At 73.4% G+C, this 26336-nt stretch carries 25 protein-coding genes; 21 read left to right on the top strand and 4 right to left on the bottom strand.

The features are described 5' to 3' along the window. Positions 1-93: 93 nt before the first annotated feature. The 19 genes from FH715_RS02305 (at position 94) to FH715_RS02215 (ending at position 18810) form a co-directional block, all read left to right on the top strand. Positions 94-501, top strand: a complete 408-nt coding sequence (locus FH715_RS02305) for a hypothetical protein (protein WP_139640272.1) — start codon at positions 94-96, stop codon at positions 499-501. A 120-nt stretch (positions 502-621) separates the two neighbouring features. Continuing rightward, a complete protein-coding gene (locus FH715_RS02300) occupies positions 622-1287 on the top strand; it encodes a hypothetical protein (protein WP_139640271.1) in 666 nt (221 codons plus the stop codon). Between the two features lie 188 nt (positions 1288-1475). Further along, complete coding sequence (locus FH715_RS02295; RefSeq protein WP_139640270.1) at positions 1476-2324, top strand: hypothetical protein; 849 nt, start codon at positions 1476-1478, stop codon at positions 2322-2324. Between the two features lie 220 nt (positions 2325-2544). After that, positions 2545-3270 (top strand): hypothetical protein, encoded by a 726-nt coding sequence (locus FH715_RS02290; protein WP_139640269.1) that lies wholly within the window; start codon positions 2545-2547, stop codon positions 3268-3270. A 145-nt stretch (positions 3271-3415) separates the two neighbouring features. Continuing rightward, positions 3416-4489 (top strand): hypothetical protein, encoded by a 1074-nt coding sequence (locus tag FH715_RS02285; protein ID WP_246108491.1) that lies wholly within the window; start codon positions 3416-3418, stop codon positions 4487-4489. Continuing rightward, positions 4486-5811, top strand: a complete 1326-nt coding sequence (locus tag FH715_RS02280) for a TadA family conjugal transfer-associated ATPase (RefSeq protein ID WP_139640268.1) — start codon at positions 4486-4488, stop codon at positions 5809-5811. Before FH715_RS02285 ends, FH715_RS02280 begins: the two co-directional genes overlap by 4 nt. A gap of 4 nt (positions 5812-5815) precedes the next feature. Beyond that, positions 5816-6781: a type II secretion system F family protein gene (locus tag FH715_RS02275; protein WP_139640267.1), complete on the top strand. Its 966-nt coding sequence runs from the start codon at positions 5816-5818 to the stop codon at positions 6779-6781. Next, positions 6781-7731, top strand: coding sequence for a type II secretion system F family protein (locus FH715_RS02270; protein ID WP_139640266.1), 951 nt, complete (start codon positions 6781-6783; stop codon positions 7729-7731). Before FH715_RS02275 ends, FH715_RS02270 begins: the two co-directional genes overlap by 1 nt. Before the next feature lie 33 nt (positions 7732-7764). Beyond that, positions 7765-7998: a hypothetical protein gene (locus FH715_RS02265; RefSeq protein WP_122399581.1), complete on the top strand. Its 234-nt coding sequence runs from the start codon at positions 7765-7767 to the stop codon at positions 7996-7998. Between the two features lie 12 nt (positions 7999-8010). After that, a complete protein-coding gene (locus FH715_RS02260; RefSeq protein WP_139640408.1) occupies positions 8011-8478 on the top strand; it encodes a TadE family protein in 468 nt (155 codons plus the stop codon). Position 8479: 1 nt separating this feature from the next. Next, positions 8480-8929, top strand: coding sequence for a TadE/TadG family type IV pilus assembly protein (locus FH715_RS02255; RefSeq protein WP_139640265.1), 450 nt, complete (start codon positions 8480-8482; stop codon positions 8927-8929). After that, a complete protein-coding gene (locus FH715_RS02250) occupies positions 8926-9384 on the top strand; it encodes a pilus assembly protein TadG-related protein (protein WP_139640264.1) in 459 nt (152 codons plus the stop codon). Before FH715_RS02255 ends, FH715_RS02250 begins: the two co-directional genes overlap by 4 nt. Positions 9385-9501: 117 nt before the next feature. Beyond that, a complete protein-coding gene (locus FH715_RS02245; protein WP_139640263.1) occupies positions 9502-12513 on the top strand; it encodes a BTAD domain-containing putative transcriptional regulator in 3012 nt (1003 codons plus the stop codon). Between the two features lie 47 nt (positions 12514-12560). Continuing rightward, positions 12561-12719: a hypothetical protein gene (locus tag FH715_RS28015; RefSeq protein WP_170184601.1), complete on the top strand. Its 159-nt coding sequence runs from the start codon at positions 12561-12563 to the stop codon at positions 12717-12719. A 305-nt stretch (positions 12720-13024) separates the two neighbouring features. Continuing rightward, positions 13025-14008: an aldo/keto reductase gene (locus tag FH715_RS02235; protein ID WP_139640262.1), complete on the top strand. Its 984-nt coding sequence runs from the start codon at positions 13025-13027 to the stop codon at positions 14006-14008. Positions 14009-14162: 154 nt separating this feature from the next. After that, on the top strand, positions 14163-15908 hold the full coding sequence (locus FH715_RS02230; RefSeq protein WP_211367383.1) for an SPFH domain-containing protein: 1746 nt from the start codon (positions 14163-14165) through the stop codon (positions 15906-15908). Then, entirely contained in the window at positions 15905-17236 is a 1332-nt protein-coding gene (locus tag FH715_RS02225; protein ID WP_139640260.1) for an SPFH domain-containing protein, read from the top strand. Before FH715_RS02230 ends, FH715_RS02225 begins: the two co-directional genes overlap by 4 nt. A gap of 187 nt (positions 17237-17423) precedes the next feature. Continuing rightward, the gene (locus FH715_RS02220; RefSeq protein ID WP_139640259.1) at positions 17424-17942 is read left to right on the top strand and encodes a mycothiol transferase; all 519 of its coding nucleotides are present in this window, start codon (positions 17424-17426) and stop codon (positions 17940-17942) included. A gap of 205 nt (positions 17943-18147) precedes the next feature. Next, entirely contained in the window at positions 18148-18810 is a 663-nt protein-coding gene (locus tag FH715_RS02215) for a hypothetical protein (protein WP_139640258.1), read from the top strand. Positions 18811-18832: 22 nt separating this feature from the next. Here the strand turns inward: FH715_RS02215 and nrfD are convergent, their stop codons facing one another. Genes nrfD through fdh form a run of 3 tightly spaced genes read right to left on the bottom strand, consistent with a single transcriptional unit; the run spans position 18833 to position 24078 of the window. Next, a complete protein-coding gene (gene nrfD / locus FH715_RS02210; protein WP_139640257.1) occupies positions 18833-19870 on the bottom strand; it encodes an NrfD/PsrC family molybdoenzyme membrane anchor subunit in 1038 nt (345 codons plus the stop codon). Next, positions 19867-20832, bottom strand: a complete 966-nt coding sequence (locus FH715_RS02205; RefSeq protein WP_139640256.1) for a 4Fe-4S dicluster domain-containing protein — start codon at positions 20830-20832, stop codon at positions 19867-19869. The genes nrfD and FH715_RS02205 overlap by 4 nt, the downstream gene beginning before the upstream one ends. A 3-nt stretch (positions 20833-20835) precedes the next feature. Then, positions 20836-24078 (bottom strand): formate dehydrogenase, encoded by a 3243-nt coding sequence (gene fdh, locus FH715_RS02200; protein ID WP_139640255.1) that lies wholly within the window; start codon positions 24076-24078, stop codon positions 20836-20838. Between the two features lie 107 nt (positions 24079-24185). On the opposite strand from fdh, the gene FH715_RS02195 reads away from it, so the two are divergent. Further along, entirely contained in the window at positions 24186-25175 is a 990-nt protein-coding gene (locus FH715_RS02195) for a zinc-binding dehydrogenase (RefSeq protein ID WP_139640254.1), read from the top strand. 473 nt (positions 25176-25648) lie between these two features. Then, a complete protein-coding gene (locus FH715_RS02190) occupies positions 25649-25855 on the top strand; it encodes a hypothetical protein (protein ID WP_139640253.1) in 207 nt (68 codons plus the stop codon). Between the two features lie 51 nt (positions 25856-25906). On the opposite strand, the gene mnhG is transcribed toward FH715_RS02190, so the two are convergent. Beyond that, positions 25907-26329, bottom strand: coding sequence for a monovalent cation/H(+) antiporter subunit G (mnhG, locus tag FH715_RS02185; RefSeq protein WP_246108490.1), 423 nt, complete (start codon positions 26327-26329; stop codon positions 25907-25909). Positions 26330-26336 lie beyond the last annotated feature (7 nt).

Below are 26336 nucleotides of genomic sequence, written 5' to 3'. Positions count from 1 at the left end.
CCCGAACGGCCCGTGCCCGCCCGTCCGCTGCCGCGGAGGGGCGGGCACGGGCCGTCGTCTCGGCGGCCCTCCTCGCCACTGCCCGGAGTGCCCGTGAGCGCACTGACCTACGTCGGCTTCTTCCGCGAACTGACCCCGCACGCCCCCGCGTTCCACCGCGGCTCGCTGCGCGAGGCCCTCTCCCCGCCCGGCGACTACCCGGCGGACGCCGTGGCCGGGTACCTGGACGCCGGTCTGCCCGTGCTGGACGTCATGGAGCTGACCTATGACGTCGTCGACGGCGCCTTCCAGGTCCCCGGGGGCTCCTCGGTGGTGACCGACGGCCAGTTCGTGTGGCGCCACGATCTGGCCCCCTACGTGAGGCACTACGCCCCGGCGCTGCCTGAGGCGTTCGTGGCGCGCGCCCTCACCCCGCCCGGCGTTCCCGCGGCGCTGCCGCGGGACGAGATGATCGCCCTCTCGGGCCGGATCGTCGCCGAGTTGGGTTTCCGGACCAGCTGACCCTGTCCCAGTTGGCGCGAAGCGGGCAGACTGACGGGGGTCGTGGCTCGTTGTGCCCGGCCGGTAACTAGGCTTGGATCGCGTGGCTGTGTGATCGTCCTTCTTTGATACGGAGTTGCTGTGGCTCGTGTGGCTCGCCGGAACAGGATCGTGTACGGGGCTGTCGTCGCGGCCAGCGCGCTGGTGCTGACCGCGTGCGGTGGGGACGACTCGGGGAAGGACGACGAGATCGCGGGCGTCGAGACCCCCAGCGACGAGCCCGAGGCCAGCGAGGACCCGGAGCCGACGGAGGAGCCGGACGACGGGCGGCCGGAGATCGACCTGGGGGCGGACTACGAGAACGTCTTCGAGGGCGAGCCGACCGGAGACCCTCTTGTTGACGCGGCGCTTCGCGACAACGAGGGTTTCGAGAACGCTGTTGCCGAGGCGATCGTTCATCACGACGTGGAACGACCGGCGTTGCGCTACTTCGTCGCTGGGGACGCGCTGATCAAGACGTTGAACGCCCTGTCGAACATCCAGGAGGGCGGTAACACATCCACAGGGGTCGTGCGCTACTTCGACAGGAACGTGACGATTCTGGAGGGCGAGGAGTCGGCAACGTTCAGTTACTGTCGCGATTTCAGTCAGGTGGTGACTGTCGACTTTGAGACCAGGGAAGTCGTCAGCGAAGAGGAGCCCGATGCGATGCCGTCCTTCTACTCGGGGAGGATGGAACTTAACGAGGCTGGGGTTTGGCAGACGGTCGCTTTCGAGCAGGAATCCGAGTCCCCTGAATGTGTGTGAAGCAAAGGGCGCGGTTTGCGGTCGGAGGGGCCTCGCTCCTTCTGCTCCTGTTCTTTTGCGCGCCGGGGGCTCGTGCTGAAGAGTGGAACGACGCCATCGACGAGGGGCAAGAGGAGACCCAGGGCGACTCGGAAGCCCAGGACATCGAAGCGAGTGCCAGCGTCGTTCGCATCAGTTACAGCGGTGATGTGGTTGACGGCCCGAGTGGGCTGAGCAGTGCGCGGACCGACTGGACGCCTCCCGCCTGTTACTACGCTCCCGCGTACTCGCCAGAGGAGTTCGAGGCGTACTGGAACGAGTTGTCGCGCGAGTTCTACGGCGCGGGGCATCTCGACGAGGACAAGCAGGCGCTGCGGGAGTCCCTTGAGAACAGCTACGGCGAGGACGGAGAGTATCCGAACTACAACGTCGACAAGGAGGGGGAGGGGATGTTCTGGCAGGTCGTGCGGAACGAGAACCACCCCGACCGGGAGGCGCGGTTCGCCTGCGAATCCCGCACCTTCTGGGTCGACTTCGACGACCCGCCGCCCGCCGACATTCCTCAGGTCGTCGACATCGCGTTGCTCGCCGAGTTGGCGTACGAGCGCATCCGGGTGCCCGACACCGAGGTGGAGATGAACCCGGGTGGGGCGCAGACCGTGAATCTCGCGACGTGGATCTGGCCGACGGACGGGGGGTTCGAGCCGGTTTCGGTGACGGCGTCGCTCGACGGGTACGGGCTGTCGGCGACGACGACGGCGACGCCGGTGGGGTTGAGTATCGCGCCGGGGACCGAGGATGCCGAGACGCATCCGGGGTCGGGGGAGTGCGCGATCGACGCGCCCGCTTACCGGGAGGGGTGGGAGGATCGGGAGCCCGCGTGTGGGGTGACGTATCTGCGGTCGACGCCCGAGGGTGAGGCGTACGAGTTGACGGCTTCCGTGCGGTGGGAGATCGCGTGGGAGGGCTCGGACGGCAGTGGGGGAACGTTGCCGGACGGGGTCTTCGAGACGACGTACGACGTGACCGTCGACGAGGTGCAGACCATCGTCCGTTGAGGCGTGGGGAGTTGGCGTGCCGGTGGCCCGGCGCGCTGCACGTGCACGCAGGTCACGCCCTCGACCGGGTCCGCGATATGTTGCGCGATCGTCGTTGAAGGCGCTGTCAGCGGACTGATAGCGTGCGAATCACCGGATAGGGTAATGAGACCGTTCTTTTGCGTGAGCGTTCGTGCGTTGGTCGCGAACGCCCTCCTCCACGTGGAACCGGGGTTGGCGGATGAGGACTGAGGACCGGGTATCCACGGCTGCGAAGAAGTCGATCGCCGTTGGCCCAGTGGCCGGGGACCGGCTGCCGGCTCCGCCGCGTGAGCGGAAGCCCGCGCTCGCGGCGCTTGCCGCGTTGCTGGTGCTGTTCGGGGCCCTGGGGGCGACGATTCTCGTGATGCGCGCGGGGGACCGGGTCGAGGCGATCCGCATCACCGAACGCGTTCCCGTGGGTCAGCGCATACCGGAGTCCGCGATGGAGCCGGTGCTGGTGGCCGAGGACGACGCGGTGAGCTATGTGCGGTGGGAGCAGCGGGGCACCGTGATGGAGGAGTTGCGGCCGACGACCGACCTGGTCGGAGGCACGGTGCTGGTCGGCGAGATGCTGACGGGCGAGCCGACGCTGCCGGAGGGCGAGGTCATGGTGGGCGTCTCGCTCCAACCGGGCCAGTACCCCTCGGGACTTGAGGCCGGCGACACGGTCGCGGCCTACTGGGTGGGGGACGGCGGCCCCGCGGGTGAAGCCGGTGACGGGGGGCAGGACGGCGCGCAGTCGGGGCGGGAGACGCTGCTGACCGACTCGGCGCAGGTCTCGGCGATCCACGGCGACGGCGGTGGCGGCGGCAACAGCACGTTGCCGGTGACCCTGCGCGTCGAGGAGGCCGTGGTCTCCGACCTGACGAGCGCGGCTGCCGCCGGCGACGTGTCGCTGGTGGTCGTGGCCGCCCCCACGGAGTGAGCGGCCGACGCGTGAACGGCCAGCGGACGAACGGCCAACGGGTGGCCGGCCAGCGGGTGAGCGGCCAGCGGATGGCCGCCGGCCTGCCGGCGAGTGGTCGACGAAGAGGCGCAGGGCGCGCGCACGGGGGAGGAACGGTAGGCGGATGGCGCTGATCGCAGTGGCCGCTGACAAGGGCGCGCCGGGGGTGACCACCACGGCCGTGGCCCTGGCCGCGCTCTGGCCGCGTCGCGCGCTGCTGGCCGAGATCGACCCGGCCGGCGGCGACCTGGTCTACCGCTCGGTGACGGAGAACGGCCGGCCGCCCGACCCGACCACCGGGATACTCTCGCTGGCCGCCACCGCCCGCCGGGGTGTCGTGGCCGAGCAGTTGTGGGATCACGCGCAGCGGCTCTCCGGCGGTCTCGACGTGCTGGTGGGCCTCGCCAACTCCGACCAGGCGGCCGGGCTGACCGGCCAGTGGGGCGCGTTGGGCAGGGCGTTCGCCGAGCTGGCGCAGTCGCCGCACCCCGAGGTGGCGGCCGACGTGCTGGCGGACTGCGGGCGGCTGGACGCGGGTTCGCCGGTGCACGCGCTGCTGCCGCACGCCTCGGTGCTGCTGCTGGTGACGCGTTCCTCGCCGGAGCAGATCGCCCATGTCAGGGACCGTGCCGCCGCGTTGCACAACAAGCTGCACGGCGGGCAGCGCGGCACGGCGCAGTTGGCGCTGCCGCAGATCGGCGTGGTGCTGGTGGCCGACCCGCAGCGCGGTGAGCGGGTCGCGACGCAGGTCAACGAGATGCTGATCGCCTCGGGCACGGGCTCGCGGGTGGTGGGGCTGCTGGCCGAGGACCCGGTGGGCGCCGAGCAGTTGGCGGGGCGCAGACGGGGACGGCTGGACCGTTCGCTGCTGGTGCGCTCGGCGCGGCGGGTGGTGGCCGATCTGCACCAGGTGTATCGGGGCGAGTTGGCGCCCTCGGGCAGTGGCGCGACCGGCGCCCAGCCCGCGCCGCCCCCCGGCGCGCAGCGCCCGCCAGCGCCGCAGGGCGCGCCCCCGCCGGCGGGTTACGCGCCGCCGCCCGGTTACGCGCCCCCGCCGGGCTACGGCCAGCCCCCGCCGGGCTACGGCGCGCCGCCGCCCGGCCAGGGCCAGCAGCCCGCCGGCTACGGCCCGCCGCACGCCGCCCCCCAGGGCCCGCCCTGGCGGCCGGGCGACGGCGCCGCGGGAGGTGCGGGATGAACGCGGGCGAGGCCGGGCGCGCGGGGGAGGTCAACCACCAGCTGGTGAAGCGGTTCCGGCAGGACGCCGGTGACCGGATAGCCGAGCAGCGCCGGATCGACCAGGCCAGCGGCGTGCGGCCGATGTCGTCCGAGGACGAGCGGCACTACGCGCGGGCCGTGATCGCCCAGGTGCTGGAGGAGTACGCGCGGGCGGAGATCGCCGAGGGGCGCGCGCCGTTGGACGCGGCCTCGGAGGAGGCGTACGCCGCCGCCGTGCACGCCGCGCTCTTCGGGGTGGGGCGGCTGCAACCGCTGCTGGACGACCCGGACGTGGAGAACATCGACGTCAACGGCTGCGACCAGGTCTTCATCGGCTACTCGGACGGCCGCGAGGTGCGCGGCGAGCCGGTGGCGGAGAGCGACGAGGAGCTGGTCGAGCTGATCCAGATCCTCGGCGCCTACTCGGGGCTCTCCTCCCGCCCGTTCGACTCCGCCAACCCGCAGCTCGACCTGCGGCTGCCGGACGGTTCGCGGCTGTCGGCCGTGATGGACGTGACGCGGCGGCCCGCGCTGTCGATCCGGCGGGCGCGGCTGGGCAAGGTCTTCCTCGCCGACCTGGTGGGCAACGGCACGCTCACCGCGGAGCTGGGCCAGTTCCTGACGGCGGCCGTGCGGGCACGGAAGAACATCATGATCGCCGGCGCCACCAACGCCGGCAAGACGACGCTGCTGCGGGCGCTGGCCAACGAGATCCCGGCCGAGGAGCGGCTGATCACCGTGGAACGCGCCCTGGAGCTGGGGCTCGACCAGTTCCCCGAACTCCACCCCAACGTGGTGGCGTTCGAGGAGCGGCTGCCGAACTCCGAGGGCCAGGGCTCGATCACGATGGCCGAGCTGGTGCGGCGTTCGCTGCGCATGAACCCGTCCCGGGTGATCGTCGGCGAGGTGCTGGGCGACGAGATCGTCACCATGTTGAACGCGATGAGCCAGGGCAACGACGGTTCGCTGTCGACGATCCACGCCAACAGCTCGCAGGAGGTGTTCAACCGCATCTCCACCTACGCGCTCCAGGCGAACGAGCGGCTGCCGATCGAGGCGAGCCAGATGCTGATCGCGGGCGCGGTCAACTTCGTGCTCTTCGTGGAGCGGCGCAACACCTACGCGCAGGGCGGGAAGCTGCGGCGGTTCGTCTCCTCGGTGCGCGAGGTGAACGGGGTCGACGGGCGGGTGCTCTCCAGCGAGGTGTTCGCCGAGGGGCGCGACGGCGCCGTCCGGCCGCACGCGGCGCTGGCCTGCGCCGAGGAGTTGGCGATGTACGGCTACCGCGGCGGCTGGGGGTGAGTCGGTGACGGTCTCGGGCGGCCTGTTCTCGGTGACCACGCTTCTCGGCCTGCTCTGCGGGGTCGCGGTGGGCGGTGGACTCGCGCTGCTGGTGGTGGCGTTGCGCGGGCTGCCGCCGACGAGCGCGGAGGAGCGCGCGGCGCGGCAGCGGCGGCGTTCGGAGCTGGCGGCGTTCTTCGGGCGGCGCGGCACGATCGCGGTGGCGACGGCGGTGGCGGTGCTGCTGCTGACGCGGTGGCCGATCGCGGCGCTGGCGACGGCGCTGCTGGCGTTCATGTGGAACCAGCTCTTCGGCGGCGCCGCCGAGGAGCGTGCGGCGATGCGCCGGGTGGAGGCGCTGGCCGGCTGGACGGAGTCGCTGCGCGACACGATCGCCGGCGCGGTCGGTCTGGAGCAGGCGATCCCCTCCTCGGCGCGCGCGGCGTCGCCGGCGCTGCGCGGCCCGTTGAACAACCTGGTGGACCGGCTGCGTGCGCGCACGCCGCTGCCAGACGCGCTCCAGGAGTTCGCGGACGAGCTGGACGACTCGTCGGCCGACGTGATCATCGCCTCGTTGATCCTCAACGCGAGGCTGCGCGGCCCCGGGCTGCGGGAGGTGCTGGGCGCGCTGGCCAAGTCGGCGCGTGAGGAGGTCGACATGCGGCAGCGGGTGATGGCGCAGCGCGCCTCGACGCGGCGGAGCGTGCAGATCGTGGTCGGGGTGAGCGTGGCGTTCCCGCTGGGGCTCGCGATCTTCAACCCGGGCTTTGTCGAGCCGTTCGGCGATCCGCTGGGCCAGGCGGTGCTCGCCGTGGTCTGCGGCCTGTTCGGGCTGGGCTTCTGGTGGATGCGGCGGTTGTCGACGATCGAGACGCCGGAGCGCTTTCTGGCGCGCGGCGAGCCGGTCGAGGCGCTGCGGGAACGCGACCGGGCCGGCGGGGTGCCGGACGCCCGGCTGCCGGGCGGCTTCGAGAGGGGGGCGGGCCGGTGATGGACTCGACGGTGACCGGGGCGGTCGTGGTGGGCGCGGTCTTCGGCCTGGGCCTGTACGCGCTGGTGCGGGCGTTGCTGCCGAGCCGGCGCGGCCCGGTCTCGACGGTGGCGCGGATCGACGAGATGCGGGCGCGCGGCGGGCTCGGCGGGTTCGCCCCGTCGGCGCCCTCGGCGCCGGGGGCCGGCGAGCCGGGCGCGGGGCGCCGGGACCGGCTCCAGGCCAGGATCGGCGACCGGGTGGCGGAGCTGTATCTGCAACGCGGCTGGGAGCAGCGTTCGTTGCGGGCCGATCTGGCGCTGCTGGACCGCACCTGGGAGGGGTTCCTCGCCAACAAGGTGGTGCTGGCGGCGCTGGGGCTGTTCTTCGGCCCGTTCGTCTTCTCGATGGCGTGGCTGCTCGGCTTCGGCAGCAGTCCCGTGGTGCCGGTGTGGCTGGCGTTGGCGTTCGCCGCCGGCTTCTTCTTCCTGCCGGACCTGGAGGTGCGGCGGGACGCGAAGGCGAAGCGGCGGGACTTCCGCCGGGTGGTGGCGGCCTATCTGGACCTGGTGGCGATGAGCCTGGCCGGCGGGCGCGGCCTGCCGGAGGCGTTGAAGGCGGCGGCCGAGGTCAGCGACGGCTGGGCGCTGCGGCGCATCCAGACGGCGTTGGCGGACGCGCGGATCACCGGGCTCACCCAGTGGCAGGCGCTGGGGCGGCTGGGCGACGAGGTGGGTGTGGACGAGCTGAAGGACCTGTCCACGTCGTTGGCGCTGGTCGCGGACGACGGCGCCAAGGTGCGGGCCTCGTTGTCGGCGCGGGCTGAGACGATGCGGCACAGGGAACTCGCCGACATCGAGGGGAGCGCGGGCGAGAAGTCCCAGTCGATGCTGATCGCTCAGCTTCTGCTCTGTATGGGTTTCCTTATCTTTCTGATCTTTCCGGCCGGGATGCGCGTCTTCCAGGCGTGACGGGGTCGAGCGACGAAGTGTGGAGGTAATGCCATGGTGCGCCATCCGGCGACTGACTATCTGATCGGGTTTCTGCGCACCCGGCTGGCGAGGGCCAGGTCGGGCGAGTTGGACCGGGGTGCCTCGGCCATCGAGTGGGTGATCATCGCGGCCGTGGTGGTCGGCATCGTGGCCGGCGTCGCCGCCGTGATCATGAACGCCCTCGACGACCGCGCGGAGAGCGTCGGCGACTGCATCGAGGGCGCCCAGAACTACGCCAACTGCTAGGGCGTGCCTGCGATGCGGCGGCTGGTGGGCTTTCTGCGCCGCCGTGTGGCCGAGGGCGCCGACCGGGGCGGCTCGGTGGTGCGCGCGGGGGACCGGGGGAGTTCGGCGATCGAGTTCGTCTTTCTCACGCCGGTGATGTTCTTCATGATCTTCGGCGCGGTGCAGTTCGCGATGTACTCCTTCGCCGAGCACGTGGCGAAGGCCGCGGCGCAGGCCGGGGCGCGCACGGCGCGGGCCCAGGCGGAGGCCGACCCCGCCGGGTGGCGCCGCGCGGCCGAGGACAAGGCGCACGACTATGTCGCGCAGTTGGGCCCCGGGCTCTTCCTGTCCAGGCCGGACGTGGTGAGCAGCCAGCCGGGGGCGTTCACGGTGCGCGTCGAGGTCGAGGGGCGGGTGCCGTCGATCCTGCCCGGAGTGGATCTGACGGTGACGGCGGCCTCCGAGGGGCCGATCGAGCGCTTCGTGCCGGATGGAGGGTGAGATGGCTGGGGACGCGCGAGGGCGCCCGAGCCCCGACCGCGAGGGTCGGGCGGCGGGCGACCGAGGCATGTCCTCGCTCGAAGTGGTCCTGCTCGCACCGCTGATGATCGTCTTCATTCTGCTGCTGGTCGGCTTCGGTCAGCAGGTGTCGGGACGGAACGCGGTCAACGGCGCGGCCAGGGACGCCGCGCGCGCCGGCTCGTTGGAGCGCTCCACCGACGCCGCGATGAGCGCCGCGGCCGACGCGGCAGAGGGCCAGCTCGGCGACGTCTGCGTCGGCGGCTCGGTGCGCGTCGAGCGCACCACTCCCGGCGGGCACGAGCCGGGCTCGCTCTTCGGCGTCGAGGTCAGCTGCCGGGTGCGCGGCCTGGACATGCTCGGCATCGGGCTGGAATCCACGCTCTCCGGACGGTCCAGCTCGCCGATCGACCCGTTCCGGAGGTCGGGATGACGAGGCTCAGGGGGCTGGCGCGCCGGCCGGTGGCACGTCGGGAGGGGGACCGGGGCTCGGGCGCCATCGTGGTGATCTTCTTCGCCGTGGTGGTGCTGGCGCTGGCCGCGTTCGTCGTCGACGGCGGGCTGTCCATCGCGCAACGGGAACGCGCCGCCGACATCGCCGAACAGGCCGCCCGCTACGCCGCGCAGGACCTCGACGAGGGGGCGCTGCGCGAGGGCGTCGCGCCGGCCCCGATCAACTTCGGCAACTGCGCCAACCGGGTCGCCGAGTACGCCGAGTCCGTCGGCATGGACGCCTCCGACATCGCCGCCGCCGAGTGCTCCGAGGCCGCCGAGAACCAGGTCACCGTCCGCATCAGGCTCACCTACCGCCCGGTCTTCACCGGCATCGTCTACGACCGACCGCTCACCGTCTGGGGCGAGGCGACCGCCGAGGCCCAGGTCGGCTGAGCACCGCCCGCACGACCCCGTTCCACACCGCCGTTCCACACCGCCGTTCCGTTCCGACAGGCCGTTCCGACAGGCCGATCCAGCAAGCCGTTCCGTCCGACCCCGGGAGCAACCGCCATGGCCCGCACACCACCGCCCGTTCCGGGGAACCGGACGCCCGTCCCGGTGCGGGGCAGGCGTGGACCGCGCGAGGTGCTGCTGGCGCTGGTCGCCGCGCTCGCGCTGCTCTGCCTGGTGGTCGGGGTGCCGCTGTCGCTGGCCACCCTCGTCGGCTGGCCCCTGCCGCGCACCGTGCCCAGCCTGGAGATGCTGACCGAGGAGATCGACACCGGCACCTTCGTGCGGGTGCTCGCCGTGCTGGTGTGGGTGGCCTGGGCGCAGTTCACCGCCTGCGTGCTGGTCGAGGTGTGGGCCGCGGTCTCCGGCGTCGGCATCCCGCGCCGGGTGCCGGGCGCGGGGCCCAGCCAGCTGCTGGCGCGGCAACTGGTCGGCGCCGTGCTGCTGTTGACCTCCGCCGCGGCCTCGTTGACGCCGGGGCTCAGCCAGTTGGGCGAGACCCACGAGGCGCCGGGGCAGGGGCGGGTGGTGGCCGAGGCGCAGCTGCTGCCGGGCGCCGGGTCCACGGCCGCACCGGCGGCGTACGAGGCCGACGACCGCAAGGTCGACCCGGCCGACCCGGCAGGGACGGGGCCGCGCACCACCTCCGGCGGGGAGGCCGAGGCCGGCGACGCCCTGTACTACCGCATCCAGCCGCCGGAGGGCCGCCACCACGACACCCTCTGGGGCATCGCGGAGCGGCACCTGGGCGAGGGGATGCGGTACAAGGAGATCTTCCAGCTCAACAAGGACCGCCTCCAGCCCGACGGTTCGCGGCTGACCGAGGCCAGCCTGGTGAGGCCGGGCTGGGTTCTCCAGATGCCGGCCGACGCGCAGGGCGGCGAACTGGTCACGCTGCCGGGCGAGGAGGCGAGCGCCGACGAGTCGGCCGCGTTCGACCGGCACGGCGCGACGGGTGACGCCACGGGCGACGACGCCTCGGAGGCGTCGGAGTCGTCGGCCGGTCCGGGCGAGGCCGACAACCGGCCGGCGCCCGGCGCCAAGGGCACGGAGGGGGCGCAGCCCGTCGGCCCGGGCGGCGGCGCCGCCGACCTGCCGGCGTCGCTCGGACCCGCAGAGGCGGGCGACGCGGAAGCCTCCGAGGCCGCCGACTCCTCGCCCGGGCTGCCCGAAGCGCTGGTCGCCGCGCCGCTGTTGGCGGCCGGGCTGCTGATGGCGCTGGGGCGTTCCCGGCGCGCCGCGCTGTGGCAGGCGGCGGCCGGCACGTTGCCGCGTTCCGTCGCCGACGACCTGGCGCCCCGGTCGCCGCGCGGCCAGGACGCCAGGGACGCGCTGCTGGTCGGCGCCGCCCCCGAGCAGGTGTCGTTTCTCGACCGGGCGTTGCGGCTGCTGTCGGCCGTGCTGGCCGGCGAGGGCCGGACGCTGCCGGCCGTCTACGCCGCCTGGCTCGGCCCCACCGCGCTCCACCTCCAGCTCGCGGGGCCGGTCGGCCGCCCGCCGGCGCCCTGGACGCAGGGGCCGGACCAGACGTACTGGACGGTGGAACGCGCCCAACTCCCCGACGACACCGAGGCCGCCCCCGAAGCGGAGGCCCCCTACCCGGGCCTGGTCAGCCTCGGGATGCGGGAGGAGCTGCGGCTGCTGCTCAACCTGGAGGCCGTTCCCGGCATCGTCGCCGTGCGCGGCGCGCCGGCAGACCGGGAGGCGGTGCTCTCCTCGATCGCCGCAGAGCTGGCGACCAGCGGCTGGTCGGACCGGATGACGGTCACCCTCGTCGGCTTCGCGCCCGAGCTGACCGCGCTTGCGCCGACCCGGGTGCGCCATCTCGACGACATCGCCGGCCTGTTGGAGGTGATGGAGACCGAGACCGGGCTGCGGCGCGGCGCGTTGCGCCACTCGGGCCACGAGTCGCTGCTCAGCGGCAGGACGGGGCCCGCGCGCCAGCAGCAGTGGGCGCCGCACCTGGTCGTGGTGGGCGCCACGCCCACCGAGGAGGAGTCGGAACGCCTCGCCGCGCTGGCCGTCACCTCCGACCAGCTGGGCATCGGCTATCTGCTGGGCGTCGAACGGGCCGAGATTCCCGGCGCGGCCTGGGAGTTCGAGATCGCGCCCGACGGCACGCTCAGCGAGCCGGAGATGGGGCTGACGTTGGCCGCGCAACGGCTGCCCGCCGCGCGAAGGGCCGCCGTCGTGGAGCTGTTCACCGGCCTGACCGGGGCGGACGCCGCACCGGCGCCGGCCGGTGGGCCCACCGTCGACCTGGGCCGTGGGCGTCCCGGCGTGTATGTGCGGATGCTGGGCGGGCTGGAGATCACCGGCCTTGAGGCGCCGCCGGACGCGGAGCGCGCGGCGCGGCTGCGCGAGGCGCTGGCGCTGCTGGCGCTGCACCGCGAGGGCGTCCACCCGCGCGTGCTGGGCTCGGCGCTGTGGCCGCGCGGCGGCGGCGACGAGCCGCGGGACGCGCTGGTCGAACGGCTCGCGCGCTGGCTGGGCGCGGACGAGACCGGCCGGCCCCGGCTGCGGGTCGAGCCGGACGGGCGCCTCGCGTTGACCGACGACGTGCTCTCCGACTGGGACGTGCTGCGCACCCTGCACCACCAGGTGCTGGTCAGCGAGAACCCGACGGAGGCCGGCCGCCCGGCGGACCGGATGCGCAAGCTGACGGACGCGCTGGCGCTGGCGCGCGGCGCGCCGCTGGGCGAACAGCGGGAGGCCGGTGCCGGTTTCGGCTGGCTGGAGCACGAGATCGTGGACGCGCAGTACCCGCTGCTGGTCGCCGAGATCGCGCTGACCCTGGCCGGGGAGCACCGCGCGGCGGGCGACGGCGAGGCCGCCTACGCCGCCGTCCGCTCCGCGCTGGCCGCGGCGCCCACGGACGAGCGGCTCTGGAACGAACTGCTGCGCTCCGCCCACGCGACGGGCCGCGCCGAGTGGCTGACCGGCGCCGTCGCCTGGCTGGTCGCCCACCACGGCCAGCTCTTCGGCCCGGCCACCCCGCTGCCCGCCCAGACGGAGGGCCTGCTCGACGAACTCCTCCCCACCTGGCGCGAGTCGGCCCCGACCCTGGGCTGAGGTCGTCACGGAGCGCGTTGTCAGAGCCGTCGGCTAGCGTCGGGGACATGACGGAGAGTAACGCTGACGGGCGGTTGGTCAGGAGCAGCCGGATTCCCTCGGGTGAGGCGATCGTGGATGTCGCGGTGGTGGAGGTGGACGGGCGCGTGCGGGTGGCAGCGGGGGAGGAGCGTCGGGGCGTCGGCCTCTGGGACCCGGTGGGGTAGGAGGCCCGTGAGACAGACCGAGGCCGGTGCCCGCGGGCCCGCGGGCGCCGGGATGGCGGTTCAGCGGTGCGACGCGAGGCCCTCGGGCCGCCGTTGAGGACGAACGGGCAGCCGGGTCCGACCACCGCGTCGCCGTCCGTCATGTCAGCTATGTCTGCTGTGTCGGCGATGGTGATGTCCGGGAGCGCGATGTCCGGTACCGCCGCCCGGACTCGGACTTGCCTCGTGTGGACTCCAGCCGCCTAGGATCGGCACCGCCACGGCCGGGAACGACCACGGCCGCGACGACCGACGGGAGGCCGAGGATGCGGTACACACGACTGGGCACGACAGGCCTGGAGGTCTCGGCGATCTGCCTCGGCTGCATGAGCTTCGGGGTGCCCGAGCGCGGCGCGCACCCGTGGACACTGGACGAGGAGAGCAGCCGGCCACTGATCCGCCGGGCCGTCGAGGCCGGCGTCACCTTCTTCGACACGGCCAACGTCTACTCCGACGGCACCAGCGAGGAGATCACCGGCCGCGCCCTCGCCGAGTACGCGCGCCGCGACGAGGTCGTCATCGCCACCAAGGTCTTCAGCCGGATGCGCCAGGGACCCAACGGCGCCGGGCTGTCGCGCAAGGCGATCCTCAGCGAGATCGACCACAGCCTGCGCCGCCTCGGCACCGACTACGTGGACCTCTACCAGATCCACCGCTTCGACCCGGACACCCCGATCGAGGAGACCATGGAGGCCCTGCACGACGTGGTGAAGGCCGGCAAGGCCCGCTACATCGGCGCCTCCTCCATGTGGGCCTGGCAGTTCGCCAAGGCGCAGCACACCGCCGAGCGCAACGGCTGGACCCGTTTCGTCTCCATGCAGAACCACTACAACCTGATCTACCGCGAGGAGGAGCGCGAGATGCTGCCGCTCTGCGCCGACCAGGGCGTGGGCGTCATCCCCTGGAGCCCCCTCGCGCGCGGCCGGCTCACCCGCCCCTGGGAGGAGACCACCGCCCGCTCCGAGACCGACGCCATGACCGGCACGCTCTACCAGCCGGGCGACCGGGAGATCGTCGACCGTGTTCGGGAGACCGCGCGCCGCCGCGAGGTCCCGCCCGCCCAGGTCGCGCTCGCCTGGCTGCTCGCCCAGCCCACCGTCACCGCCCCCATCGTGGGCGCCACCCGCGCCGGCCATGTCGAGGACGCCCTCGCCGCGACCGAACTGACCCTGAGCGACGAGGAGATCGCCCATCTCGCCGAGCCGTACACCCCGCACGCCGTGACGGGCGTCGCCGCCCCGCTGCGCTGATCCCGCGCCACGCACCGCGTTCGCGGAAGCGTTAACCCTGTAACGATCTCCCGCCCCGCCTTTCCCCCGCGCCGGTCATGGTGTCCAATGACCGGCGCGCGTACGGCGGAAAACGTGCGACGCGTATGCACGACGCACAGGCACGACGGAAAAGATGGGGGGACTCGTGGCGCGAAACCAGAGCGTGAGAAGAATCGCGCGCGCGGTGACCGAGGGAACGGATCCCAGGGCCGCCGTTCAGAGCGAGGTCCACAGCCGCCTCGGCGAGACGGAGAACGGCGGAACGCGGGGCGCGGCGCACAACGGTCGGGAAGACGGGATGGACCCGAACGACTTCCCCGCCGCCAAGGACCAGGGCGGTGCGGCGACCGACACCATCATGGAGCAGAAGACCGTCGCACTGGACGACGCCGGCGAGGCGCTGAACCACAGCGAGCAGCGCCGCGCCGGCTCGGGCAGCGTGCACGTCATCTGCCCGATGGTGATCCCGCGCGGCCGTTCGCTGCTGAGCATGTTCCCCGTGCTCCTGCTGCTGGTCGTGGTCGCGGTCGGCACGCTGGTCGTCGGCGCCGCCACGGACGACGTGCTGACCAACCCGCTCTTCGGCATCCACTCCTGGGTGATCGTGGTGCTGGCGTTCGGCTTCGTCTGGTGGCGCCAGGGCATGGTGATGGTGCCCGACGGCTGCCACGCGCTGATCACCAGGTTCGGCAAGCTGGAACAGGTCGTCGGCCCCGGCCGGATCATTCTGCTGAATCCCTGGAAGCGCGTTTCCTACATCATCAACACGACCCGCGAATACCCGTTCAACGCGCCCGTCCGTGAGGCACCGACGCGCAGCGGGGTGAAGGCGTCGATCGATCTCTTCATTCAGTTCCGCATCAGCGACCCGGTGGAATTCGTCTACACCCTGGGCGCGGTGCGCGGCTTCCAGGAGAAGCTGAACAACGCGGTCAGCGAGACCATTCGCAGCCTCATCTACGAGCAGGAGGCCGCCGGCATCTACAACATGGTGGGCGAGGACACCGGGCGACTGCTCGAACAGCTCAACCAGCAGTTCCTGCCGGCCGTCGCGCTGACCAACGCCAACATCACCCACGCCGAGCCCAGCGACCGCGGCTACCGCATGGACCTCGCGGCGCCCGAGATGGTGCGGGTCGCCAAGGAGGCCTACACCCACGAGTACGCGCTCCAGCTCCGCAAGGAGCAGGACGAGGGCGACCTGACCAAGGAGCTGGCCACCCAGCAGGAGGAACTCTCCGCGATCCAGGCCGACATCGCCCAGTACCAGGCGCAGATGGACACCGCCGTGGAGCGGGAGACCAACCGCGCCGAGGCGCTCGCCCGCGAGCGCTATGTGATGGCCGAGTCCGAGGCGCGGGCCAACGCGGCGCTGCTGGAGGCCCAGGCGCTCGACATCCGCGCGGTGACCGCGGCCGAGGCGCCGGAGATCCTGGAGTACCGGTACCAGCAGCAGGTGTTGGACACGTTGGAGCAGGTCGCCGACCATCTGCCCCGGCTGGTGCGGATCGGCGCCGAACGGGACGGGGACGGCGCGACCGGCGTCGACTTCCTGGCGCTGGCCCGCCAGCTGGTGGGCGAACGCGGCGCCGAGCTGTTCACCGAGGCCGACATGGCGGCGGTGCGGGCCAGGCTGCCCGAGGTGGCCGAGCGGATCGCCGGCCGGCAGGCCGAGATCGAGGCGCTGCGGGAGGCCGCGCGGCCGACCGTTTCCGCGCCGGGGGAGGACGGCGGCCCGGCCGCGGGTCCGGTCGTCGGGGAGCCGGCCGAACCGCGCGGGTTCGACGCGCCGGACGCGGCAGGCGCGTTCCGCGACACCGGCGGTTCCGACGCGTTCGGCGGGCGGGCCTTCGGCGACGACGAGGAAGGTGACGCATGAGCACGCCACGTGGAAACCGTTCGGTCATCGCCGAGGCGGTGGCCCCCTGGGGCGACGTGGCGCGGCTGCTGCGCGGCGGCGACGCGGGAACGCTGACCCCCGTCATCATCCCGCGCCACCGCCGCCGCCTCTGGTGGATGGCGCCGCTGTGGCTGGGTGTCTTCGCCATGCTGACCGGCGTGATGCTGGTCCTGCAGGACGCCTCCGGCGTCGGCGAGTTCGCCTACGACGCGCTGGCCGTGCCCGCCTACGGCGCCGGCGTGCTGCTGCTGCTCGTGGGCGGGCTGTGGTGGTGGCGCTCCTCGATCGTCGAGATCGAGCAGGGCACCAACGGCATCCTCACCCGCTACGGCGCGGTGGTCAGGACCCTCGACCCGGGCCGCCACTACCTGTGGCACCCCTGGTCGCGGGTGGAGTTCGTGGTCGACACGTCGACCGAGATCCCCTACTCGGCGCCGGTGATGGCGTGCCCGACGCGGGAGAACGTGCCGCTGCGGTCGATCGAGTTCTTCCTGAAGTTCCGCATCACCGACGCGGTGCTCTTCGTCCGCATCATCGGCGCCGGCAACTTCGACCTGGTCCTCTCCAGCGCCGTGCAGGACGCCATCCGGCAGCGCGCCCGACAGATCAGCACCGAACGCGCCTACGACCTGCGCGGCTCGGACGTCGCCGACATGCAGGAGCTGCTGAACCGGCAGCTCTCCCGCTACGGCGTGCGGATCACCGGCAGCAACATCCCCGACGTCCAACTCCCCGCCCAGTACCAGCAGCACCTGGCCACCCGCGAGCGGGTCGCCAAGGAGCGCGTCGCCTACGACCAGGAGTGGGGCCTGACCCGCAAGCGGCGGATCGACGCGCTGGGCATGGACATCGAACGCGCCAAGAAGGTGCGCGACGCCCGGATCGTCGAGGTCAACGCGGCGTTGAACAACGCGCGCGAGCAGGTCGCCCAGCTGCTGGAGAAGCAGGAGACCAACGCCCAGCGCGTCAGGTTCGAGATCGAGACCAGGGGCCGCAGCGGGCTGATCGCGGCGGAGAACGAGGCCAGGGCGCAGAGCAGGCTGGCGCAGGCGTACCGGGACAACCGCGCGGTGCTCCAGTACGAGTTGGCCAGGCGCCGGCTGGAGGTCGGCGCCGAGCTGGCGGGCAAGGCCCCGCAGCCGGTGGTGGTCCGCACCGACGCCGGCTCGGGCGGCGACTCCTCCGCGTTGGCCACCCTGCTGACGGCGCAGCTGCTGCCCCGGCTGGACGGTTCCGAACGCGGTGACCGCGCGGGCGCGACGCAGGCCGACCTCGCGGCGCAGCTGCGGCGGGCCGCCTCGGAGTGACGCCCCTTCCCCCGCACGCGCGCGCCTCCCGGGGAAACCCGGGGGGCGCGCCGTCGTGTGAGGCGGCGCGCGGCGGCGCGCGGTGCCATAGTCGCTGTGCCGGGCCCCGTTCCGCACCACCCCGGAAGCCGACCCGGCCCCACGGACGCCGTTTCCGGCCCGAACCGGAAGCCGAGAGGAGCCCGTCGTGAACGCGAGCACCGAGCTGCTGGTGGACGCCTTCGACCGGATCAGGGAGGAGGTGGAGGCCACCGTCACCGGGCTGACCCCCGAGGAGATCGCCGCCCGCGTCGGCCCCCGGGCCAACCCGATCGGCTGGCTGGTCTGGCACCTCACCCGGGTGCAGGACGACCACATCGCCGAGGTCACCGGGCGCGCGCAGGTGTGGACCAGGGACCGCTGGGCCGAACGCTTCGCGTTGCCGTTCCCCACCGAGGCCACCGGCTTCGGCCACACCTCCGAGGACGTGGCCGCCCTCGGCGCGCCCGAGGCCGAGCTGCTGATCGGTTACCACGTCGGCGTCCACGAACGCACCGTCTCCTACCTCAACAGGGTGAAGATCGGCGACCTCGCCGAGATCGTCGACGACCGTTGGAACCCGCCGGTGACGCTCGGCGTCCGGCTGGTCAGCCTCGTCGCCGAGGACCTCCAGCACGTGGGGCAGGCGGCCTATGTGCGGGGCCTGTTGAGGGACGGAACGGCCTGAGCCGACCGCCGGGGGCGGCCCGGGGAGCCGCCCCTGTCACAACTTCGAAACCCCTTCTCGACAAGGCCGTGGCAGGCGCCCCGCATGGCGCCCGCCGGGGCCCCTCCGGTCCTACGCTCGTAAGGTCGCGCCCGCGAGGGATCGCCCCAGCGAGAGACCGCCCGCGCGCCTCCGAAGGACCGCCCTCCGAAGGACCCGCCCTCCGATGCACCACGCCCCGACGTACCAGCGCCCGCGCCCCGCCGCCCCCGCCCCGCCGGCCTCCCCCTCCGACCGCCCGTCGGGAACGCTCCTCGGCGAGACGCTGTGGCGGGTGCTGATCGTCGTCTGCGCGGTCCTCGGCTACCGGGCGACGGACGGCGGCACACTGCTCGGACTCAGCCAACTGGCGAGCGTCGCGGCGGCACTCGGCTACTCGGCGGTCGTCGTCGCCACCCTCACGGCGGCGGCACTGCGCCGCCCCGAGCCGCCCACGGCCTGGCTGCGCGGGCTGCTGTCGGTCAGCCTGCTGGTGGTGATGGTCACCTGGTTCACGGCGATGGGCGGCGGCATCGACGAGACCTGGTCCTTCTTCGAGCACCTGCTCACCCCGCTGGCCGCGCTCGTCGACTGGCTCTGCGTGGGCCGCCGCCAGCGGGACTCCCGCTGGTGGTACCCGCTGACCTGGGGCGGGGCGCTGCTGGCCTACCTGGTGGTCTATCTCTTCTCGGACGCCGCGATCTACCCCTTCCTCGACCCGTCCGACCCCACCTTCCTCCCCGCCCTCGCCACCCTCGCCGCCACCACCCTCGCCCTCGGCTACGCCCTCGTCGCGACGGCCCGCGCCACGGGCCCGGCGGAGGCGGTGCGGGCGCCGACGGCGGCGTGACGCGACCGGCCGCCGAACCCCGCTACGCCGCGCCCGTCGCTTCCGCTTCCGCTTCCGCCTCCGCCTGGAGGCGCAGGCGTTGGGGGAGGACCGTGTACTTGGGGTCGCGGGCGGAGGCGATGCCCGCGTGGAAGACGGCGAAGCGGGTGGCGGCCGAGGCGGCCAGCAGGGTGGCGCCGCTGAGGGCGGCGGCCGTGCGGCTGCGGCCGGCGAGCAGCGTGGCGCCCGCCGTGCCGAGGAACGCGAGGCGTTTCGCCGTGGTGAGCAGCCGCCCGGGGCGGCCCGTGCGGTAGGGCTCGGCGGCGTGCCCCGCGCTGGTCAGCAGGGAGCGCAGCGCCAGCGCCTCACCGCCGGCCGCCAGCGCCGCGACCGCGCGGGCCGGCCCGTTCTCCCGGCGGGGGCCGGCGAGCAGGGCCATGCCGGCGCCGGCCGTGGCGGCGGACGCGGCGAACAGGTGCGGGAGTTCGCGGTGGGCTTCGTGCCACGAGGGCACCGCGGTGTCCGCGAGCAGCACCCCCGTGTAGGTGGCGACGGCCGGGCCCAGCCCGGCGGCGGCCAGCGTCGCCGCCGTGCCGAGGCGCGGCAGCAGCCCGGTCGCCGCGCTGGCCGCGGCCAGCCCGGCCGCCGGGCCGTAGCCGGCGAGCAGCCAGGAGCCGACGCTCATCGGCGACGTCGGCTTGGCGACCCGCAGCATGTTGAGGAAGCGGGCGGGGCGCCCCAGGTCGTGGACGAGGGCGGCGGTGGACAGCGAGATCGCGCCCAGCGAGCTGAGCTTCAACGCCCGCGCCGTGGCCGGCCGCCCCGTGAACTGGGCGGCGGCGGCCAGCGCCGAGCCGGCGCCGGCCAGCCCGCCGAGGAACATGTAGCCGGCGATGTCCCGCGCCTCCCACGAGGGCACCTTCAGCACCGGCCGCCCGTAGTAGGAGGTGAACTCGGCCTGCGGCACCACCGGTCGTTCTCTTCCCCGCCGCCTCCCGCCGTCGAGCCCGTTGCCGAAGAGCGCCTCCCGCCCGGGGCGCACGCCCTCCAGGCCGTCGCGGGTGACTCGTGCCTCGCTCATCGCTTCCTCCCGAAGACGCGGTGCGCGGCGGCGATCCCGCCGAGCAGGGTGACGGCGGCCAGCGCGGCGTGCCGCCACATGGTGGGCAGGTCACGCGTGGTGACCCTGGGGTCCGGCGGCAGCCCGTACACCTCCGGCTCGTCCAGCAGCAGGAAGAACGCGCCGGCCCCGCCGACCCCGTCGTCGGGCTCGGCGCCGTAGAGCCGGGCGTCGGGGACGCCGGCCGCGTGGAGTTGGGCGACCCGCCGCTCGGCCCGTTCGCGCAGCGCGTCCAGCGGGCCGAACTGGATGGAGTCGGTGGGGCACGCCTTGGCGCAGGCCGGCTCCTGCCCGGCGCCGAGCCGGTCGTAGCAGAGGGTGCACTTGAACGCCCGCCCGTCGCCCTCGCGTTGCTCGATCACTCCGAACGGGCAGGCCGGCACGCAGTAGCCGCAGCCGTTGCAGACGTCCTGCTGGACGACGACGCTGCCGAACTCGGTGCGGAAGAGCGCGCCCGTCGGGCAGACGTCGAGGCAGGCGGCCTCCGTGCAGTGCTTGCAGACGTCGGAGGCCATCAGCCAACGCAGCTCCGTGCGCCCGTCGGCGGTCGGCGGCCCCGGCGTCGTCGGGGTCATCGCCGCCTCGTCGACCGGGGTGGCGGAGCCGCGCGCGGCGAGCGCCAACACGTCGAGGTCCGCGTGTGGTTGGTGGGCCTGCTGGCCGCCGAGCGGCTTGGTCTGCTCGATGAACGCGACATGCCGCCAGGTGGAGGCGCCGAGCGCCTCGGTGTTGTCGTAGCTCATGCCGGTGAGGGTGAGCCCGTCCTCGGGGACCAGGTTCCACTCCTTGCAGGCCACCTCGCACGCCTTGCAGCCGATGCAGACGGAGGTGTCGGTGAAGAAGCCGACCCGCGGGGGCTGTTGTCCGGTCGTCTCTCCGGTCGTCTGCCCGGTCGTCTGTCCGGTCGTCTGTTCGGTCGTCAACGGTCAGACCTCCGTGCCGGTGGCGGTGGTGACGCCCGCCCTGCGGCGGTAGTCGGCGAGCAGTTCGAGCAGCGCCGGCCCGCGCGGCCGGCGGCCGGGGCGGATGTCGGCGGACAGCGCCTTGACCTCCTGGATGTGGACGTTGGGGTCGAGCGCGATGGAGGACAGCTCGTTGGCGGCGTCGCCCGTGGTGTGGCCGTTGGGCCCCCAGTGGTAGGGCAGCCCGATCTGGTGCACGGTCCGCCCGTCGGCGCGTAGCGGCGCCATCCGCGCGGTGACCAGCACCCGCGCCTCGACGGCGCCCCGCGCGGTGACGACGGTGGCCCAGCCGCGGTGCTCCAGGCCGCGCTCGGCGGCCAGCTCGGGGGAGACCTCGCAGAAGAACTCCGGTTGCAGCTCGGCGAGATACGGCGACCAGCGGGTCATGCCGCCGGCCGTGAAGTGCTCGGTCAGCCGGTAGGTCGTCACCACGTAGGGGAAGACCGCCGCGCCCGGCTCGTCGCCCGACGGGTGGTACAGGTTGCCGGGCCTGGGGTGGGTGGTGCGGACCGGGGAGCGGGAGTGCGCCGGGTGCAGGGGGTTGGTGAACGGGGAGTCCTGCGGCTCGTAGTGGCTGGGCATCGGGCCGTCGGTGAGGCCGGCCGGCGCGTAGAGCCAGCCCTTGCCGTCGCCCTGCATCACGAACGGGTCGTCGCCGCGCAGCGCGGCCACCCCGCTCGCCCGCTCGTCCGGCACATGGTCGGGGCGCAAACCGGGCACGAAGTCCGGGTTGTCGTGGCCGGTCCAGTCGCCGGACTCCTCGTCCCACCAGACATACGCCTTGCGCGCGCTCCACGGCCGGCCGTCGGGCGCGGCGGAGGCGCGGTTGTAGAGGATGCGGCGGTTCGCCGGCCAGGCCCAGGCCCACTCGGCGGCCACCCAGTCCTGCTCCGTGTGCGGGCGGCGGCGGGCCGCCTGGTTGACGCCGTCGGCGCGGACGCCGCAGTAGATCCAGCAGCCGCAGGAGGTGGAGCCGTCGCCGCGCAACTCCGTGTAGGCGCTGAGGGGTTCGCCGTCGGGTCCGGTCCCGTTGATCTCGGCGAGCACCGCCTCGGCGTCCGGCTCCCGGTGCGCGCCGACCAGCGGGTAGTCCCAGGCCAGGTCGAGGAAGAGCCGGTCGGCCGGGTCGTCGGAGTCGGCGAGCTTCTCGCGGATGATCCGGCCGAGGTGGTAGGCGAACCACAGCTCGCTGCGCGCGTCGTCGGGCGGCTCGATCGCGGCGTGGTGCCACTGGAGCCAGCGGTTGGTGTTGGTGAACGAGCCGGACTTCTCGGTGTGCGCCGCCGCCGGCAGGAAGAAGACCTCGGTGCCGTTGGTCTCGGGGGAGATCTCGCCGTTCTCCACCTCGGGCCCGTCGCGCCACCAGGTCGCGGACTCGATCAGCTGGAAGTCGCGGACCACCAGCCAGTCCAGGTTGGCCATGCCGAGGCGTTGCAGCCGGGTGTTGGCCGAGCCGACCGCCGGGTTCTCGCCGAGCAGGAAGTAGCCCTTGCAGGCGCCGTCGAGCTGGGCGAGGACCGTGTCGTAGGTGCTGTGCGAGCCGGTGAGGCGCGGCAGGTGGTCGAAGCAGAAGTCGTTCTCCGGGGTGGCGGCGTCCCCGTAGTACGCCTTGAGCAGGCTGACCAGGTAGGCGCGGGTCTCGGCCCAGTAGCCCTTGTGGGTGCGGACCGCGTCGACGAACGACGCCAGGTCCGGGTCGTGGGTGACCTGCGGCATCGGCAGATAGCCGGGCAGCAGGTTGAAGAGCGTGGGGATGTCGCTTGAGCCCTGGATGCTGGCGTGGCCGCGCAGCGCCTGGATGCCGCCGCCGGGGCGGCCGATGTTGCCGAGCAGCAGCTGGAGGACGCTGGCGGCGCGGATGTACTGGGCGCCGACGGTGTGCTGGGTCCAGCCGACGGCGTAGACGAACGCGGCGGTGCGCTCCGGTCCCGAGCTGCCGGTGAGCGCGTCCGCGACCCTGCGGAACGTCTCGGGCGGCACGCCGCAGACCCGTTCGACCATCTCGGGCGTGTAGCGGGCGTAGTGGCGGCGCAGCACCTGGTAGACGCAGCGCGGGTGGGTGAGGGTCTCGTCGCGTTCGGGGGCGGTCGGCACGTCGTGCCCGCCGGAGCCGTGGGACTCGGAGCCGCCGGCGCGGCTCGCCATGGCGATCGCCTCGCCGGGCTGGGCGCGCTGGCTGCCGGCGGGGGCGCGGACCGAGGTCCCGGCGTAGGCCCAGCTGGCGGAGGAGTAGGCGCCGGTGTCCGGGTCGAGCCCCGAGAAGAGGCCGTCGAGGTCGTCGGTGTCGCGGAAGTCCTCGCCGACCAGCGTCGCCGCGTTGGTGTAGGTCCGCACGTACTCCCTGAAGTCCTTCTCCTCCTCCAGCACATGGCGGATCAGCCCGCCGAGGAACGCGATGTCGCTGCCGGCGCGGATCGGGACGTGCAGGTCGGCGAGGGCGCTGGTGCGGGTGAAGCGCGGGTCGACGTGGATGATCGTCGCGCCGCGCGCCTTGGCCTCCATCACCCACTGGAAGCCCACGGGGTGCGCCTCGGCGAAGTTGGAGCCCTGGATGACGACGCAGTCCGAGTTCTGGAGGTCCTGCATGAAGGTGGTGGCGCCGCCCCTGCCGAACGAGGTGCCGAGGCCGGCGACCGTGGAGGAGTGGCAGACCCGCGCCTGGTTCTCGACGGAGACGACGCCGAGGCCGGTGAAGAGCTTCTTCAGCAGGTAGTTCTCCTCGTTGTCGAGCACGGCGCCGCCGAGGCTCGCGATGCCGAGGGTGTGTGCCACGCGCCGCCCGTCCTGCTCCCAGCGCCAGGTGTCGCGGCGGGTGGCGATCACCCGGTCGGCGATCATGTCCATCGCGGTGTCCAGGTCGAGCGACTGCCACTCGGTGGCGTGCGGCGGCCGGTAGCGGACGCGGTACTCGCGGGTGTCGGAGGAGACCATCTGGCGGGTCGCCGCGCCCTTGGGGCACAGCCGGCCCCTGCTGACCGGGGAGGCGGGGTCGCCCTCGATCTGGGTGATCTGTTCGTCCTCGACGTAGATCCGCTGGCCGCAGCCGACGGCGCAGTACGGGCAGATCGAGTCGACGACGCGGTCGGCGGACTCGGTGCGGGCGCGCAGCGCGTCCGTTTCCGGGGAACGGGCGGCGGCGCCGCGCGGGTCCTGCCCGGTCAGTTGCCGGTAGACCGGCCAGTCCTGAATCCAGGTGCGCACGCCCATGCGCCGTTCCTTCCCTTACGACCGAAAAGTCAGTGAACGGTGTGATCATCACCTGGTTGCCCCCTCGGCGCGAGTCGGCGGGGGCGGCTGCTGGCAGCATCGGAACCATGGAAGCGGCCTTCGTGGAACGGCTCGGTGCGCCGGGCGAGATCAGGATCGGCCTGCTGCCCCGCCCGGCGCCGGGGCCGACGGACGTGCTGGTGCGGGTCGAGCTGACGACCGTCAACCCGGTGGACGCGCTGGTGCGTTCGGGCGCCTTCGTCACCCCGGTGCCGCTGCCGCTGGTGCTGAGCAGGGACGCGGTGGGAACGGTCGCCGAGGCCGGCGAGGCGACCGGGTTCACGGTGGGCGAGCCGGTGTGGACCAACAGCCTGGGCCACGGCGGCCGGCAGGGCGCGGCGGCGCAGTACGCGGCGGTCGCCGTCGACCGCCTCTACCGGCTGCCGCCGGGCGTCGACCCGACGGCGGCGGTGACGGTGCTCCACCCGGGTGCCACGGCCTGGCTGGCGCTCTTCCGCCACGGGCGGCTGCGCCCCGGCGAGACGGTGGTGGTCGTGGGCGCGGCGGGGAACGTGGGCGGCGCCGTCGTCGCGTTCGCCGCCGAGGCGGGCGCGCGGGTGCTGGCGCTGGCGCGGCCGGCGGACGCGGAGTACTGCCGGGCGCTGGGCGCGGCCGAGGTGCTGGACTACCGCGACCCGTCGCTGGCCGGCGCGGTGGCGCGGGCGGCGCCGGGGGGCGCCGCGCTGGTGGTGGACGCCGCCGGCCGCAACGACCTGGCTTGGGCGGTCGAGGTGCTGGCGCCGCGCGGCCGGCTGGTGCTGCTGGCCGGCGGCGCGGGGGGAGGGGACCGGCCGGTGCTGCCGGTGGCCGCGTTCTACCAGCGGGACCTGACGGTGCGGGGGTTCGTGATCTCACGGGCCACGGTCGACGAGCTGGCCGAGGCGGCCGTCGGGGTCAACCGGCTGCTGTCCGCCGGCCGCCTCGCCTCCCGCCGCACCGCGGTCCGCCCGCTGTCCGCCATCGTCGAGGAACACCGCCGCGTCACGGACGGCACGACCCACGGCCGCCGCGTCGCCCTCCGCACCAGCGCGCACTGACCTTGCCGGTCGGGTCGCGGCCGACCGCGGTGCGGTACCGGCTAGGTGGGCTGTCGGCGTGCGGCGGGTGTGTGGTTACTCGCGCAGTTCCCCGCGCCCCTGCTGGGGTGGGCGTGTGCGGTCCGGTGCGGGTCCACGCTGGGCCGGTGCGGGCTTGGGGGCGCGGGGAACGGCGCGAATGCCGGGTGGCGGGTCGCGGTCGACTGCGGTGCGGTACCGGCTACGTGGGCTGTCGGCGTGTGGCGCTCCGACTCCGCGGTGACGGGGTGCGGCTCGTTCACCTCTGAGCGCCCTACCTCACCCGAGCTCCGTAGGGCAATACATCCCAACAGGCGATCTTTGGTCACCTATGTCACGGTTTAAGGGACGTTGCCACCTGGGCGAGGCGAAACGGTGGTCACACCGCCGACCGGCCCACACGTAGAGGCACGCCTTCCATGAGAACCGTGAACCGCCGAGAGGATGCTCCCGCGATGCATGAGATGCGAGCCGAAGTGAACGCGCAGGGTCACCGGAACTGGCATGTCACGCCGAAGGCCAGTCTGGTCGCGCTGTGTGGCAAGGACATGACCAGTCCGGACGGCGGGCCCCGGCCCGAGCTGTGTGAGGGCGTCGTGCACGAGGGGCACTGCGGGGACTGCGTGCAGGGCTTCGAGCAGTTCGTCACCGCGCGGCTCTGACGCGCGGCTCCGACCGCTCGGCAACGCACCGGGAGCCGCCGACCACCCCGTTCAGCGGGGGGACGGCGGCTCCCGGTCGTCCGGCCTCCGGTCGTCCGGCTCCCCGCCGTCCCGGCGGCGGTCGTCGGGGGAGTGCTCGTCGACGAGCCGGGTCGCCAGCTCGTCGAGGACGACCCTGCGGCGTTCCACCGCGTCCGTGCGGTAGGCGATCCGGGCCACGATATGGCCCGTGACCGGCGCCGTGAGCAGGGAGAACAGCGCGATCAGCAGCAGCGAGGGCGCCTTGCCCGCCGGGGTCTGGAGGACCGCGCCGAGCACCACCAGCAGCACCCCGAGGGTCTGCGCCTTGGACGCGGCGTGCAGCCGGGAGACCGTGTCCGGGAACCGCACCAGGCCGATGCCGCTGAGCAGGCAGAACCCGGCGCCGGCCAGTATCAGCACCGCGGAGACCACGTCGAGGACCACGTCCGTCACGCCCCGT

This window comes from Streptomyces sedi (assembly GCF_006335015.1).
Taxonomy (GTDB): domain Bacteria; phylum Actinomycetota; class Actinomycetes; order Streptomycetales; family Streptomycetaceae; genus Streptomyces; species Streptomyces sedi.
This window is presented reverse-complemented; position numbering and strand designations above follow the sequence as displayed.